Source organism: Gelidibacter sp. (genome assembly GCF_053579655.1).
Genome location: NZ_JBMDWE010000002.1, coordinates 153,281 through 169,255, shown reverse-complemented (window position 1 = coordinate 169,255; position 15,975 = coordinate 153,281). Strand labels below are relative to the sequence as shown.

General features: G+C 38.2%; 11 protein-coding genes. 5 read left to right on the top strand and 6 right to left on the bottom strand.

Translation table 11 applies throughout. The features are described from left to right. Positions 1-64 precede the first annotated feature (64 nt). The 3 genes from ACOH2D_RS02030 to ACOH2D_RS02020 all read left to right on the top strand — a co-directional run bounded on the left by ACOH2D_RS02030 (position 65) and on the right by ACOH2D_RS02020 (position 2,603). On the top strand, positions 65-1,207 hold the full coding sequence (locus ACOH2D_RS02030) for a methionine aminotransferase (RefSeq protein ID WP_449534234.1): 1,143 nt from the start codon (positions 65-67) through the stop codon (positions 1,205-1,207). Positions 1,208-1,354: 147 nt separating this feature from the next. Continuing rightward, entirely contained in the window at positions 1,355-1,822 is a 468-nt protein-coding gene (locus ACOH2D_RS02025) for a hypothetical protein (RefSeq protein ID WP_449534233.1), read from the top strand. 1 nt (position 1,823) lies between these two features. Continuing rightward, positions 1,824-2,603: an amidohydrolase gene (locus tag ACOH2D_RS02020; protein WP_449534232.1), complete on the top strand. Its 780-nt coding sequence runs from the start codon at positions 1,824-1,826 to the stop codon at positions 2,601-2,603. Here ACOH2D_RS02020 and ACOH2D_RS02015 read toward each other — a convergent pair. After that, positions 2,563-4,194 carry an Ig-like domain-containing domain gene (locus ACOH2D_RS02015; protein ID WP_449534231.1) on the bottom strand — a complete coding sequence of 544 codons (1,632 nt, stop codon included), beginning with the start codon at positions 4,192-4,194 and terminating at the stop codon, positions 2,563-2,565. The genes ACOH2D_RS02020 and ACOH2D_RS02015 overlap by 41 nt on opposite strands. Positions 4,195-4,247: 53 nt before the next feature. Further along, on the bottom strand, positions 4,248-4,907 hold the full coding sequence (locus ACOH2D_RS02010; RefSeq protein ID WP_449534230.1) for a ComF family protein: 660 nt from the start codon (positions 4,905-4,907) through the stop codon (positions 4,248-4,250). Positions 4,908-5,017: 110 nt separating this feature from the next. Here ACOH2D_RS02010 and ACOH2D_RS02005 point away from each other — a divergent pair, with 110 nt between their 5' ends. Further along, positions 5,018-5,899 carry a DUF8428 domain-containing protein gene (locus ACOH2D_RS02005; RefSeq protein ID WP_449534229.1) on the top strand — a complete coding sequence of 294 codons (882 nt, stop codon included), beginning with the start codon at positions 5,018-5,020 and terminating at the stop codon, positions 5,897-5,899. A 62-nt stretch (positions 5,900-5,961) separates the two neighbouring features. Further along, on the top strand, positions 5,962-7,503 hold the full coding sequence (locus ACOH2D_RS02000) for a glycine--tRNA ligase (protein WP_449534228.1): 1,542 nt from the start codon (positions 5,962-5,964) through the stop codon (positions 7,501-7,503). 373 nt (positions 7,504-7,876) lie between these two features. On the opposite strand, the gene ACOH2D_RS01995 is transcribed toward ACOH2D_RS02000, so the two are convergent. The 4 genes from ACOH2D_RS01995 to ACOH2D_RS01980 all read right to left on the bottom strand — a co-directional run bounded on the left by ACOH2D_RS01995 (position 7,877) and on the right by ACOH2D_RS01980 (position 15,959). Continuing rightward, positions 7,877-8,422: a DUF3575 domain-containing protein gene (locus ACOH2D_RS01995; RefSeq protein ID WP_449534227.1), complete on the bottom strand. Its 546-nt coding sequence runs from the start codon at positions 8,420-8,422 to the stop codon at positions 7,877-7,879. A 73-nt stretch (positions 8,423-8,495) separates the two neighbouring features. After that, positions 8,496-10,487, bottom strand: coding sequence for a heavy metal translocating P-type ATPase (locus tag ACOH2D_RS01990; RefSeq protein WP_348038569.1), 1,992 nt, complete (start codon positions 10,485-10,487; stop codon positions 8,496-8,498). A 16-nt stretch (positions 10,488-10,503) separates the two neighbouring features. Next, positions 10,504-11,643 (bottom strand): efflux RND transporter periplasmic adaptor subunit, encoded by a 1,140-nt coding sequence (locus tag ACOH2D_RS01985; RefSeq protein WP_348038567.1) that lies wholly within the window; start codon positions 11,641-11,643, stop codon positions 10,504-10,506. After that, positions 11,643-15,959 carry a CusA/CzcA family heavy metal efflux RND transporter gene (locus ACOH2D_RS01980; protein ID WP_449534226.1) on the bottom strand — a complete coding sequence of 1,439 codons (4,317 nt, stop codon included), beginning with the start codon at positions 15,957-15,959 and terminating at the stop codon, positions 11,643-11,645. Before ACOH2D_RS01980 ends, ACOH2D_RS01985 begins: the two co-directional genes overlap by 1 nt. Positions 15,960-15,975: the final 16 nt, after the last annotated feature.

Sequence of the window (15,975 nt, the reverse complement as noted above, 5' to 3'; positions counted from 1 at the left end):
ATCTAATTAAAGAAGTCGAAAATCTTTGTTTATAGTATCTTTCATAAAATTAAAGCTCTTAAAAATGCATCACGATTCAAAACTTCCTCATGTAGGCACGACCATTTTTACGGTCATGAGCGCGTTGGCTCAAAAAAATAACGCCCTCAATTTATCACAAGGATTTCCAAATTTCAAGAGTGATCAAAAACTGATTGACTTAGTGACCAATGCCATGAATTCTGGCTACAATCAATACGCGCCCATGGCTGGCAGTTTGGAGTTGCGCGTGGCGATAACCAATAAGTTTGAGAAACTCTATAACGCCTCGTACCATCCAGATTCAGAAATAACGGTTACCGCTGGCGCAACGCAAGCCATCTTTACTATTATTTCGACCTTCATAAAACCTGATGATGAAGTTATTTTATTCAGGCCTGCTTATGATTGTTACGAGCCCGCCATAGAACTCAATGGCGGAAAACCAATTTCGATACAACTAAAAGCACCCCATTATAAAGTGGATTGGACAGAGGTTTCCAAAAAAATCACTTCCAAAACAAAAATGGTCATTATCAACACGCCGCAAAATCCAAGTGGGACGGTGTTTTCTAAAGAAGATATGCTCAAATTGCAGGAACTTCTCAAAGGCACCAATATTATTTTGTTGAGTGATGAAGTTTATGAACATATTATTTTCGATGATCACAAACATCAAAGTGCATGTTTGTTTACGGATTTGAAATCGCGAAGTTTTATTGTGGCGTCCTTTGGAAAAACTTTTCATAACACCGGTTGGAAATTAGGCTATTGTTGCGCGCCAAAAGAGTTGATGGCCGAGTTCCAAAAAGTGCATCAATTCAATGTGTTTTGCGCCAATCATCCGATGCAAAAAGCCTTGGCCGATTATTTACAAGAGCCCAATCACTATTTGGAATTACCCAACTTTTATCAACGTAAACGTGATTTGTTTTTAAGTCTGATCGAAGATTCCAAATTCAAGTTTACGCCAGCACAAGGCACTTATTTTCAAATATTGGACTATTCCAATATTACTACAGAGCATGATGTTGACTTCGCTAAACGTTTGACCAATGACCATAAAATTGCTTCAATCCCACTTTCAGTATTTAACACTGATAATTTAGACGAAAAGGTGCTGCGATTCTGTTTTGCAAAAACTGATGATACCTTGCGGGAAGCGGCCACGATTTTGAATAGAATTTAACGGCAGAAAAACACTTTAGCCCAAGATTCTTGCCTGTGTAAAAATCCATAAATGATTAAAAATCCGTATTTTTGCTCTATTATTAATCACGTAACTCTATTGTCCTGAATTAGGATATAGATTACTTAAATAACAAAACATTGCACTATGAAAATCTGGATGATTGTATTTTTTTTAGGCTTAGGAATTACTGTTAATGCCCAAAACGTTATTAAAGACGGGAAAGTTTATGAGGTTAAAGGAAAGTCTATTTTTCATAAGGGAGAGGATATTACACTTTCACTGCTATCCGGCGAAAAAGCTGACATTTTCAAAACCCACAAAAATCTTGTAAAAGAAGCGAAGGCCGCTGAAAAAGCCAAAAAGAGGGCCGAAAAAGCAACAAAAAATGCTGAAAAAGCCAAAAAGAAAGCTGAAAAAGCGCTCAAGCAAAAGCAAAAAGCGCAAGACCAAGTTAATAAAGCTACACGAAAATTTGATCAGCAGCAAGACAAGTACCAAAAACTCAAAAACAGCGGTAAACTATCGCCGAATGATGACGCAAAATGGCTTAAAAAACTGAACGGATACAAAAATAATTTAGAAAAAGCCAGAAGAAAACTGAATCGCGCTTAAGATGACTGAAACTCTAAATATCGCCCTCATACAAACCGAATTGACTTGGGAAAACCCTGAGCAAAACCGAGCGCATATTTCAAAAAAAATAGACGACATCTTTGATCCGGTAGATGTGATTGTACTTCCTGAAATGTTCACTTCAGGATTTACGATGATGCCTCAAAACGTTGCTGAAACCATGAATGGAGAAACCATCGCATGGATGAAAACAGTAGCCGCTCAAAAACAAGCTGCCATTACTGGAAGTTTGGTGATTATCGAAGATGACAATTATTACAACCGAATGGTTTTTGTTCATCCCAACGGAAAGACAGAGCACTATGACAAACGCCATACCTTCACTTTAGCTGGCGAGGACAAAGTATATACGGCAGGAAGTAAAAAAATCATGATAGACTACAAAGGATGGAAAATCTGTCCTTTGGTCTGTTATGATCTTAGGTTTCCCGTTTGGTCAAGAAATTCTGAAAACTATGACGTTCTTATTTATGTAGCCAGTTGGCCAGCCATACGCATGGTAGCTTGGGACACCTTATTAAAAGCACGCGCTATTGAAAACATGAGCTATTGCGTGGGTGTCAACCGCGTTGGCAAAGACGCCAACAACCATGAATACTCAGGTCATTCGGCCGTGTATGATGTATTAGGAAACAGAATAGACACCATTCCTTTTGACAAAGAAGCTGTAGAAATTGTCACTCTTAAAAAACAGGATATTGAACTGAACCGATCTAAATTTAATTTTTTGGCGGATCAGGATCAGTTTTCAATAATGTAAATTCTTCCACTAAATCCCATCCTGTTCTGGCATCTATTAGCTTTTCCATATAACTGATGCGCTCCGGTTGGATTTTTTTAAGGTAATTACCCGTATCCCATTTTCTATTCCCGTTGGTATCATAGATAACTCTCAAGTAATAAGTTCCAGGATTGATATGCCTAAAATCAAATACGCGCGGTGCATCTGCAAACTGTTCGTACTTAACCAAGCCTTTGTTATCGGTCAATTGGACGATGACAGGATATTCCGCATTTATTAAACTCACACGAACATCTGATAGTTCAGAAAACCGCTTGGTCTTAACTGCATAGTTCAGCGTATCATTCACTTTGCCGAAAAAGTCCGTGAACGCATCAGGCAAAAATCGGATTTTATAGGTATTGGCTTCGCTTTTATCAAACTTAAAACGGTATTTATTGCTAAGCGTATCAAACTCTGTTTTGAAAGCAATATTTAAAGAATCCTTATCCATTATGGATACTTTCGTCACGTCTAATTTATCAAACGGAACATTTGCTTCTATTGAAAAATCCTCATCAAAATTGATAGTGCCGGAAACTGGGGCTGTAATTTTGAGTGAATCGACCTTTAAATCCCGAAAACGGTGTTTTAAAGTATCCGTATAGGTTTTATTTTTTACGACGAATAAAGTCGTATCCGCCTCAACATTCGGTTTGTACCAATAGTACAAGGTATCTTTTTGGGCATCCTTAACAATGCGATGCTCAAAACCAGCAGGTTTATCGCCCAACATTTCAATAGTCACGCCTTTAGGATCGCCTCGGTAACCAAACTGAATCTTTTGTTTAGCAACCTGAACTGGACGCTCCACACTGAAATCAGCAATCTCCTTAAACAGTTTTATTTCATAAAATGAATCGGTCGGTACCGTTATTTCTTTATCCCAAAATCCAATTTTATCCGTTTTTTGTTGATAGGTAAAGTTGCCGTTGTCATCTTTTAAGGCCACCAAACGATACTTTCCAGCTTTAATATTATCTATACTAAACTTACTCACACTATCCAGCGTATTGGTAACATATAAGGGTTTGGTTTTATAAACGGTAGAGTCGGTATAGGTAGAATCGACCTCGTACAACATCACGGAAACGAAGGTATCGGGCTCCCGTTTTTCAGCATCAATAATCGCACCTTTTACAGAAAGCGAGTCTATATAAGAACCTGTAGAAAAGACATATTTATAGTATGAAAAAGGATTTTCCTCGTTGTTATCGACAATACTTTGTCCGAAATTAAAGGAGTAGGTCGTATTCGGTCTTAAAGTGTCATTAATTTTGATGGTAATTGATTTACTCGCACTGCCCATGGGCATAATATCTGGAGCAGGATCCATTGGAGGCGAAATAATGAGCTGTTTTTGAACATTCTTTATTTTGACATACTCATCAAACTGAATCTTAATTTCGTGCGCTTTAAAATTCGTGGAATAATTCTCTGGGGATGACTTCAAAATTCTTGGAGGTTGCGTATCCTTTTCTCCACCTGAAGGATTGCCCCTATTGGCACAATTGACAAGCATCACAAGAATACCAATAAAAAGAAATAATTTATAATAGGCTTTAAACATTACCTCGGAGAAATTTTAGCAAATAAACGACATATTTAATAAAAACGAAAAAATTACTCCGCAATTGCCATGGTCGCCACACTTATTGTGACGCCCTCAATTTTAGACAACGCATTGGCACAAATTTCGATGGTTGCTCCTGTCGTTATAATATCATCCACTAAAAGAATGTGCTTCCCTTTCAGACTCTCATAATCCGTGACGACAAACAACGTCTCATCAGTAATCCAACGTCGAATTCGATCCTTGAAAACCTGAGTTTTTGTAGCTTTATCTTTTTGCAGCACCTTGGTGTTAAAATCACATTCTAAGGCCTCTGCAAGCTCCTTTCCAAACTTATGAACTTGATTGAAGCCACGTTGTCGCAAACGTTTGGAATGTTGAGGCACAGGAATAACCACATCAACCATTCTAAAACGCTCCTGTTGTTTCAGTTCCTGACCTAGCCACTGACCCAAAAACTTACCAACATCCTCATGACCTTTATACTTTAAATTATGAATCAGATGCTGCACGAGTCCTTTCTTAGTAAACCAAAATAACGCTGAAGCATTTTCTAATTGAACGCGGCCATAAAGTCTCTTGGTCACATCATTATGGACTGTGCTTTCAAAATTGGTCAACGGCAATTCATGTCTGCAAAAAGTACAAACATATACCTCACTAGTTTCCAACTGGTTGTCACATGCTAAACAAACCTTTGGAAAAAACAAGTTTAACAAGTTTATTATCATCTTATCGATTAAAAGCACACAAAACAAACTTAATATATATTTTGGCTGCATTTAATTAAATAATCCCTATTTCCCCTTAATAATTAATTATGATAGTTAACCCTCAAATTTTTAGCTATAAAATTATTATTGGCTCATTGATTGTCGGTTTTGCTTTTGTTGGCGTTTTTAGTTTTAGTACTTACCAATCCAATAAAGCTGAGCACCTCTCTTTGAAACAAGAGAAAAAACTTGTTGAAAGCGAACTATCTCAAATGATATTGAGATATGATGCCATAAGCCAAACTAGCACTATCTTATCGGAACAATTAGACAGCATCAAACAAGACGCTAAATCATCTTCAGAAAAATTAAGACTGATGGCCAGTGATTTTTCTGTGTTTACAAGCGTCAAATCTGATCTTTCTAATATTAAATCAAAAAACACCTCTCTTTTTAAAATTGTAGATTCCATCAGCTTGCTCAACGAACGCTTGGAAAAGGAAAAATTAATGGCTCACAATGCTTTAAAAGAGCAAAAAAAAGTCAACAATGCGCTTTTAAAAACGAATATGTCCTTGAACGGGACGCTCGAAAAGGAATCCCTGTTAACTGCAAATTCATTCAATGCAAAAGCATACAAATCAGGAGTTGACACGATGGAGACCACTAAAGCGTCTCATGCCAACTTTATTAACGTCTGCTTCACACTGGCAGAGAACACCTTGACCGAAAAAGGGATGAAGGAAATTTACATCCAAATTTTGAATCCGTTAAACAATGTTTTTGGAACTAAAGGTTCGGTTGAATTTGGTAAGGCCTTACTCATTTATAGTGATAAGCAACTCATTAATTACAACAACGAAATGATGGATATTTGCACAACCGTCAATGCAAAAAGCAAGGATATTCCATTTCCAAAAGGCACGTATTACGTTTCAGTTTTTCATAATGAAAGAAAGCTCGGCGGCACACAAATTATTCTAAACTAACCCAATAAAATTTATTTATGCAAACCTTTCCTTTAATTGGAAGGGTTTTCTATTTTTGCAGCATGACAAATCAGGACGATCAATTTAAGAAGGTTATATCTCACGCCAAGGAATATGGATACGTATTTCAAAGCAGTGAAATATATGATGGCCTAAGTGCAGTATATGACTATGCACAAAATGGCGCTGAACTAAAGAAAAACATTCGTGACTATTGGTGGAAAGCCATGGTACAAATGAATGACAATATTGTAGGCATTGACTCTTCAATTTTCATGCATCCAACAACCTGGAAAGCTTCAGGACACGTTGATGCTTTTAACGACCCGTTAATTGACAATAAGGATTCAAAAAAACGCTACCGTGCAGATGTTTTAATAGAAGACTACTGCGCTAAGATTGAAGCCAAAATTGAAAAGGAAGTTGCTAAAGCAGAAAAACGCTTTGGAGATGCTTTTAACAAAGAAGAATTTATAACCACCAATCCAAGAGTTGTTGGTTATTATGAAGATATAAAACGCATTCTGTCGCGCATGGCAAAATCTTTAGAAACTGAAGATTTAGCAGATGTGAAGGCATTAATCGAGGAATTAGAAATTGCCGATCCGGTCACTGGAAGTAGAAACTGGACGGAAGTGAAGCAATTCAACTTGATGTTTGGTACCAAAATAGGAGCTTCTGCAGAATCGGCGATGGATTTATACTTACGTCCGGAAACGGCTCAAGGTATTTTTGTGAATTTCCTAAACGTCCAAAAAACAGGACGTATGAAGATTCCTTTCGGAATTGCGCAAACCGGTAAAGCTTTTAGAAATGAGATTGTCGCCAGACAGTTTATTTTCAGAATGCGTGAGTTTGAACAAATGGAAATGCAGTTTTTCATTCAACCAGGCACTCAAAAAGAATGGTTTGAATATTGGAAAGAAGCTCGAATGAAATGGCACCTTTCTTTAGGCATGGGTGCGGAGAATTACCGTTTCCATGACCATGAGAAGTTGGCGCATTATGCTGACGCTGCCACCGATATTGAATTCAAATTCCCATTCGGATTTAAAGAATTGGAAGGGATTCACTCCAGAACCGATTTCGATTTAAAACAGCACGAAGAATTTTCAGGCAAAAAACTACAGTATTTTGACCATGAAACTAACCAAAGCTACACGCCTTTCGTAGTGGAAACATCGATTGGTTTGGATCGTATGTTCTTGGCAGTGTTTTCAAACTCCTTAGTTGAAGAAGAATTAGAAAATAATACCACCAGAACCGTTTTAAAATTACCATTTGTATTAGCACCTGTTAAAGCGGCTATTTTACCATTGGTTAAAAAAGATGGTTTACCAGAAATTGCACGTCAAATTATGGACGACCTACGATGGGATTTCAACGTGGCTTATGACGATAAAGATGCCGTAGGCCGACGTTATAGAAGACAAGATGCCAACGGAACTCCGTTTTGTATTACCGTTGACCATGAAACTTTAGAAAATAACACGGTAACCATTCGTAATAGAGACACTATGGAACAAACCCGTGTAAAAATCGAAGACTTACGTGAGCTCATCAAACAAGAAGTTGATGTCAAAACGTGGTTGATGAAAATGTAAAAAAAGACTCCTGCGAAGGCAGGAGCCTCAATATTCAAAATATAAAATCCCAAATTCCAATAACATACCGTTGGAATTTGGGATTTTTATTTTATGGCTTTTTCAAAATCCTGAATAGTTACTTTTCAGCATAGTCCAATAATCACTCTTGACCATGAAACTTCAGAAAATCATTCTTAACATAGACTCCTTCGTGGTTACTGAGCTTGTCGATGTAAAGGCAGAGGCCTCAATATTCAAACGATCAAATCCCAAATTCCAATAACATACCGTTGGAATTTGGGATTTTTATTTTTGTTTCAATTTTGGAATTTGGAATTTGGGATTTTGTTTTTATTCTAGAATTTGGAATTTATCTTTTGGGTGTTTCTACTTAAAACCTATAACCCATATTAAATCCTAATTTACCAACAAAAGTAACAGCATTGTCATTACCGGCATTGAATAAATTTCTTCCGAGACCGCCATTGATTTCAAAAACAAATCCGCCTTTAGTGAACCATTTTCCTCCCAGCCCCAAGCCCAACGCGAAATCGGTAGTACTTTCGATATCATGATAAGTGCCACTATCTATATAATAACGATAAGAGGTACGAATGGAGTTCAACATCCCAAAGCCCTCTAAAAAGAATCCTGCAGCATATTTCTTACCAAAAAAAACACGGTAGTATGGAGATACATAATAATTGATATCGTTTTCTATAAACTCACGTTCAAACGGAATCAAGACTGACATTCCAATCGCCGAATTTTCTGATAAGTTTCGCTCATAACTTCCTTCAAACGTCCCAAGCAAAAGAAATAAAGCGTTTACTTTGATCTCATTTTTTCCGAAATTATTTTTGGGAATACTATCATTTTGAGCCTGGGAAGCCAAAACAGCAAATAGCATTAAAAATGCAACAACATAATTTTTCATAAGTAAGCGATTGAATTTAGGGGTAAAATATTAGGCGCTACAATACTAAGGAAAAATATAAATCTAAAAAACTTTATTTCTCATCGTAAGCCAACAATCGCAACGCATTAAGAACCACGACTAAAGTAGATCCTTCATGAAAAATCACGGCCAATCCAATATTGGTAAAACCTAAAATGGTAGCAGGCACCAATAAAGCAACCACACCCATACTGATCCAAATGTTTTGAGTAATGATTCGTTTGGACGCTCTACTCAACCCAATCACAAAAGGCAACATTTCAATTTTATCTGACATTAAGGCCACATCTGCAGTTTCAAGAGCGACGTCACTTCCTGCAGCGCCCATCGCCACACTAACGGTGCTAAAAGCCATGGCTGGCGCATCATTAACACCATCGCCCACCATGGCGATTTTCCCATCCTGTTTCATAAGTGCCTTTACGGCCTCAACTTTATCTTCTGGTAGCAAATTCCCTTTGGCTTCCGTCAATCCAATTTGTCTGGCAATGGAATCTCCTACATTTTGGTGGTCGCCGGTCAGCATAACCATTCGATTGATACCAATCGCTTTTAATCTTTTCAGGGTTTCAACTGCCGTACTTCTTGGCACATCCATAACACTCACTAAACCGACGACCGCATGATTATAAGCCACCAACATTGCGGTATGACCTTCCTTCAACAAAATCCCCATTTTCATCTTTAATTCAGAAGAAACGACCATGCCTTCATCAGTCATCAGCTTTTCATTCCCAATAAAAACCTTTTGATCTTGGTAGTGCGCACTAATCCCTTTCCCTTGAATGGCGTTGACGTGAGCGGCTAAATTTTCGTGAACCATTTGATATTGTGATTTCACTCCTTTAGCAATCGCTCGTGCGAGGGGATGATTGCTTAAACTTTCGACTTCTAAGATAATGCGTGCCAAATCGCGCTCATCATAATTTTCACTTGGAATGATATTGGTAAGTTTGGGTTTCCCTTCCGTCAGGGTTCCTGTTTTATCAAAGGCGATGGTTTGAATGGAGCCGAGATCTTCCAACGCTTTTCCACCTTTGATCAAGACTCCTTTTTGAGCGGCGCGCGCAATACCACTTAAAACCGCACTTGGTGTCGAAATTGCCAGGGCACAAGGACTTGCCGCAACCAACACGGTAATCGCTCTATACAAGCTTTCATTGAAGGTTTCATCAACAACCATATAAGCGAAGCATAACATCGTCACAACAACAATGACCACGGGCACATACCATTTTTCAAACTTTTTGGTCATGCGTTGCGTAGGCGATTTTTGGGTTTCCACTTCACTTACCATTTTGACCAAACGGGCGACCGTAGAATCCTCACTAAGTTTCATAACCAAAACTTCGATGCTGCCATCGCCATTTATGGTGCCCGTAAAAACAACACTAGAACTATCAATGTCCTCAAACTTTGGAAGATTTTCAATCGTCTCAATGGCTATTTTATCAACCGGCATACTTTCCCCCGTGATTGGCGCCTGATTGATGGCACTACTACCTGTGATGATCACACCATCTGCCGCAATTTGAGAATGAGGTTTGACGACAATAATATCATTTATTTTTAAGGATTCAAGACTTACTTCCTCTATGAGATCGCCTCTTTTAACTAATGCTGTATTAGGCGTCAAATCCTGTAAAGCTTCAATGGATTTTTTCGCCTTATTCATGGCGTAATTCTCCAAAGCATGACCTAAACTGAATAGAAATAACAACAAAGCGCCTTCTGCCCAACTTCCTATATATGCAGCGCCAATGGCCGCAGCAATCATTAAAAAGTCAATTTCAAAACCACCTCTTTTGATTTGGTGAAAAGCTTCAATCGTAATATAATAACCACCAAATCCGTAGGCAATCATATAAGGAATAATAGAGTTCCACATGGATTGGTATTCCCATCCAAAAAGCTGAATAGAAAAACCAATTAAGAGAAAAGCACCACACAATAGGGACAAATACAATTCTGTACGGGATCCAAAAATGCCATTATGGTCGTGGCCATGATTGTGCTTTTTACTTTCATGATGATGTTCTGACATACCTTACGATTTAATTTTAATGTTCGCCACCTTCCGTCGTGTTTAGCAGCATATAAGTACCATTAACGACAATCTTTTTATCCTTGAAGGATTCGGCATTTAAAACTTCCACAAGATCTTCCGTTTGCATACCGAGGTTCAATTTAACTTTTTTCAGCTGGTATTCGGTAGGCGTTTCACTTTCTAATATTAACGCAAAATAATCATTTTCAACCTGAATTACTGCAGTTTTAGGCAATGCCAACGCTTTTGAAGCACCAATGATAATTTCAGCTTCAGCAAACATTCCCACAATAAATCCGGTGTGATCGTCATCAATATGCCCATGCACCGTAACTCTTCTACTGGTCGGATCGATGGTTGTGCCTACCAAATGTACTTCGGCCTTATAGATGCTATCGGAAGCTTCAGGAATCCTGAAATCAATTTCCTGGCCTTTCTTTATTTTAAGAATATCCTTTTCAAATACGGACAACTCCAGATGAATATGATCGGTATCAATAATTTCCAAAATCACATCGGCAGGCGACACATAAGTACCGTTACTCACGTTTACCTTAGTCACAAAGCCATCAATTGGTGCATAAATATTAATGCTGGAAGCGATGGTTCCATTTTCAACAGATGTCGGATTGATGTTCATCATTTGCAACTTCTTTTTCAATCCGTTGTAATGCGCCAAACTGCTTTTATAGTCGCTTTCAGCTTTTAAAAAGTTTTTTTGTGACGTAATCTTTTCATCATATAAGGTTTTTTGACGTGTAAATTCAGATTTCAAATAATTGAGTTTCTCAGCCAATTCCAAATACTGCTGCTGAATTTCAATATAATCCGTGTTTTCCAGAGTCACTAAAAACTGCCCTTTCTTAACCTCATCACCAATCAACAATGGCGTTTTAGTCACATATCCGCCAACAAAAGTGCTGACATTCGACTGATTATGCGTGGGCACATCAATCATGCCGCTCACTTTAACAATGGTATTAAAATCATGTTCTTCAAGAGTTCCAAATGCCATGTGTTCGCCGTCAAACTGTTGCTTTGTAATCACCAACTCATCAGTTACCTTCAGGGTTTCTTCGGATGGTTGATTGTTTTTATCAGTTCCACAAGCTACTAAAAGCATGAAAACAAATACGATATATAACTGTTTCATTAGTCTAAAATTAAATAATTGATTGCAATAATTGTTTGATTATAACCATTAAGATTGTCGAGATAGGTCAATTCAATATCCTTTGAAATCTCAATGCTTTGAATATATTGGAAGAAGTCAATTTCGCCTTCTTTGAATGTGCGCTCTGCGGTTTTCAGGATTTCTTCTGAAAGTTGCTTGCCCTGAGTTTGATAATAGATGACTGCTTCATTATACTGTTGCAGTTTGGCAAATAGCGCTTCTTGCTCAGCTTGCCATTTGGATTTGTAATCCTGATGTTGTTGTTCTACAATATCCTGGGCAATTTTAGAGGCTTTTATTTTTGAAGTATTTCCAGAAAACAATAACGGAATTTTTAATCCAAATTGATAGCCTATTAAATTTTTATTGAGCCCATCATTAGTGCCATGAAAATACTGAAGACTCACATCGGGCAATAAACTTTGTTTTTCTTGTTGCAAGCGCGCTTCGTAATAAGATTTGGACTGTTCAAAATAAAGTAATCCAGGATCATCCTTTATAGTTAAAGACTGAATAGACAACTTTTGCAGAGGTTCTTCTTGAACCGTGATTTCATCTACCTGAACGATTTTCTTCAATTGTGCATTAAACATCATGACTTCTTGTTGCGATTGTTTGTAAAGCGTTTCCAATTGTTTTTGTTTCGATTGGGCAGTGATCATCTCCAAATAATTGGTTTCACCTAATTCAAAACGTCGTTTGGCCGCATGAGCGAAATTCTGATATAAACTATCTAAATACTGATAAGACCTTTCCTTGTTCTTGGCATAACTCAAATTGTAATAGGCCAAATACACCTCTCTTTTCAAAGTTTGAAGTTTGATATCACGTGCAGATTCTTGTAAGTTCACTTGCGCCCGATTCACTTTTTTATCAGCAAAATACACCGTTGGAAATTTAAAATCTTGTGTGACGCCAAACACTTTTAGAGGGAGATTATTAACGGCGAGATTATTTTGGTCATAATGGTAATACACAGAGGTTTTATCAAAACTGAACGCACTTCCGACCAACGCATCCGCTTCCTCGATTTGTAATGCAGACGCTTTTAATCCATAATTATTTTCAATCGCCAGATTAATCGTCTCTTCAATCGTCATCGGTTTTTCCTGAGCACTCAAATTAAAGGTCAGCATTAAAAAAACCACTATTAAAAGTCCTGTTTTATTCATTTTTAGTTCCTTTTTCTTTTCTACCCAAGCATATAAAACGGGCAATACCACCAGCGTTAAAATTGTCGCACTGATTAAGCCACCAATAACCACAGTAGCCAATGGTCGCTGTACTTCTGCACCAGCATTGGTAGAGATAGCCATCGGTAAAAATCCTAAGGCCGCAGCAGATGCCGTAAGCAATACCGGTCTTAAACGCTCTTGTGTAGCACGTTTGATGCGTTCTTCAACATCAGTAACACCCTGGCTTTTAAGCTCCTTAAAATGTTCGATTAATACAATTCCGTTGAGGACGGCGATTCCGAAAAGCGCAATAAAACCTACTCCTGCCGAAATACTGAACGGCAAATCTCTCATCCATAAAAATAGAATTCCCCCCACTGCAGATAAAGGAATGGCAGAGTAAATCAACAAAGCATCCTTAACGGAATGGAAGGCGAAGTAGAGCAAGATAAAGATGAGTACTAACGCCACAGGAACAGCAATCATCAATCGTGCTTTGGCACTTTGCAAGTTTTCAAACTGTCCGCCATAGGTTATCGTGTAGCCAGTTGGCAACTTTAGTTTACTATCAATAATCGTTTGTACTTCATCAACCACCGATTGTAAATCTCGATTTCTAACATTGACGCCAACCACGATACGTCGTTTGGTATCATCGCGCGATATTTGCGCAGGCCCTGTGGTGTAAGTAATCTCAGCCAATTCACTTAAAGGAATTTTACCGCCGTTAGGCACATCAACATATAAATTTTGAAGATGTTCAATATTCTTGCGTTTGGATTCCTCGAGTCGAACAACCAAATCGAATCGACGTTCACCTTCAAAAACACTACCGACGGTGCCACCAGCAAAACCTGTGGAAATCAATTGATTCAGATCGTAAATATTAAGACCATATCTTGCAATTTTTGCGAGGTTGAATTTGACACTCATTTGCGGTAACCCTTCTACTTTTTCAACAATAATATCTGAAGCACCTTCTACATGTTGGATCAAATTTTTAATTTCATCTGCCTTATGTGCTAAAACCGATAAATCATCCCCAAAAATCTTGATGGCCAAATCTGCTCGAACACCTGTAATCAATTCATTAAAACGCATTTCAATTGGTTGCGTAAACTCCACTTCCAATCCTGGAATGACTTTCAAAGCTTCTTCAAACTTATCGGCCAATTCGTTTTTTGAACTGGCAGAAGTCCATTCTTTTTTCGGTTTTAAAGTAATGATCACGTCACTTTCTTCCATGGACATGGGATCGGTTGGCACTTCAGCAGCACCTATTCGCGTGACCACTTGATCTACCTCAGGAAAGTTTTCCAATAATATTTGTTCAATTTTAGTCGTGACCTCAATGGTTTTACTCAAGGATGTTCCTGTTTTTAAGACGGGTTGAATTACAAAATCGCCTTCATCAAGCGTAGGTACAAATTCGCCTCCCATTCGACTAAAAACCCAACCACTTAAGATCAATAATAGTACTGATGATCCGACAACAATCCGTGTATTCAAAAATGCCCAATTAATTATTGGACGGTATTGCCTATTTAAAAATCGCATTAACCGAACTGAAATATTGGAATCCTTTTGTTTTCCTGTTTTTAAAAATAGAGACGATACCACCGGAACATAGGTCAAACAAAAGATCATCGCACCTACGAGTGCAAAACTAAACGTCATCGCCATAGGTCGGAACATTTTACCTTCTACGCCACTCAAGGACAGGATCGGAATAAAAACGATTAGAATGATCAATTGTCCAAAAATGGCCGAATTCATCATTTTGGAAGCACTTTTTAAAGTAATCCGATCTATTTCAGAACGCTGATCCGCCTTTGACAGCCCCTGAATTTTACCACTTTGCTTCACGATCTGAAAGGCGATAAACTCCACAATAATGACCGAGCCATCAATGATAATTCCGAAATCAATAGCACCGAGACTCATTAAATTGGCATCCACGCCAAACACATTCATCATTGAAATAGCAAACAGCAAACTCAATGGAATTACCGAAGCGACCACCAAGCCTGAACGCCAGTTACCCAATAATAAAACCACCACAAAAATGACAATCAATGACCCCAAAACGAGATTTTCTGCCACTGTAAATGTGGTCTTATCAATAAGCTCTGTTCGCTCTAAAAAGGCATTGATATAAACCCCTTCTGGCAAACTTTGCTCAATGGCAGCGACCCGATCCTTAACAGCCTCAATGATTTTCTTGGAGTCTCCATCCTTGATCATCATGATTTGCCCCATCACTTTCTCCCCTTCTCCATTTCCGGTAATGGCACCGAAACGTGTGGCATGTCCAAAACCAACTTTAGCAATGTCCTTGACATAGATAGGAACGCCATCATTTTTAACGACGATATTTTCAATATCTTGAAGTGACGCTACCAAACCTTCGCCTCGAATAAAAAAGGCCTGATTATTTTTCTCAATGTACCCACCGCCAGCGACACTGTTGTTTTTTTCCAAAGCGTCATAAATTTCTGAAATCGAAATATTCATGGCATTCAATTGCTGCGGATTGATGGCGACCTCGTATTCCTTTAAAAAACCGCCCCATGTATTAACCTCAACGACGCCAGGAATTCCCGACAATTGACGTTTTACGATCCAATCTTGGATGGTGCGCAACTCAGTAATGCTATACCGGTCTTCATAACCCGGTTTTACATCCAGAATATACTGGTAGATTTCGCCCAGACCCGTAGTAATAGGACCCATTTCTGGCCTTCCAAAACCTTCGGGAATTTTTTCGGAAGCAGAACTAATCTTTTCGGCAATTAATTGGCGTGGCAGATAAGTCCCCATGTCATCTTCAAACACAACGGTCACAATAGAAAGTCCAAATTTTGAAGTCGAGCGGATCTCAATAACTCCCGGTAAATTGGCCATTTCCAATTCCACAGGATAGGTAATAAACTGCTCCACATCTTGTGTGGACAAATTGCGCGAGGTGGTAATAACCTGCACTTGGTTATTGGTAATATCTGGAACGGCTCCAATGGGGATTTTAGTCAAGGAAAAAATTCCGAAACCAATGATAAATCCCATAAACAATAGAATAATTAGCTTATTCTTTAAACTAAATTTAATAATATGTCCTAACATAATTCATACATAAAGC

Excerpts from the sequence above, each read along its gene's own strand:
- ACOH2D_RS02030 (WP_449534234.1), top strand. The coding sequence starts at position 65 with ATGCATCACGATTCAAAACTTCCTCATGTAGGCACGACCATTTTTACG.
- ACOH2D_RS02025 (WP_449534233.1), top strand. The coding sequence starts at position 1,355 with ATGAAAATCTGGATGATTGTATTTTTTTTAGGCTTAGGAATTACTGTT.
- ACOH2D_RS02020 (WP_449534232.1), top strand. The coding sequence starts at position 1,824 with ATGACTGAAACTCTAAATATCGCCCTCATACAAACCGAATTGACTTGG.
- ACOH2D_RS02015 (WP_449534231.1), bottom strand. The coding sequence starts at position 4,194 with ATGTTTAAAGCCTATTATAAATTATTTCTTTTTATTGGTATTCTTGTG.
- ACOH2D_RS02005 (WP_449534229.1), top strand. The coding sequence starts at position 5,018 with ATGATAGTTAACCCTCAAATTTTTAGCTATAAAATTATTATTGGCTCA.
- ACOH2D_RS02000 (WP_449534228.1), top strand. The coding sequence starts at position 5,962 with ATGACAAATCAGGACGATCAATTTAAGAAGGTTATATCTCACGCCAAG.
- ACOH2D_RS01995 (WP_449534227.1), bottom strand. The coding sequence starts at position 8,422 with ATGAAAAATTATGTTGTTGCATTTTTAATGCTATTTGCTGTTTTGGCT.
- ACOH2D_RS01990 (WP_348038569.1), bottom strand. The coding sequence starts at position 10,487 with ATGTCAGAACATCATCATGAAAGTAAAAAGCACAATCATGGCCACGAC.
- ACOH2D_RS01985 (WP_348038567.1), bottom strand. The coding sequence starts at position 11,643 with ATGAAACAGTTATATATCGTATTTGTTTTCATGCTTTTAGTAGCTTGT.
- ACOH2D_RS01980 (WP_449534226.1), bottom strand. The coding sequence starts at position 15,959 with ATGTTAGGACATATTATTAAATTTAGTTTAAAGAATAAGCTAATTATT.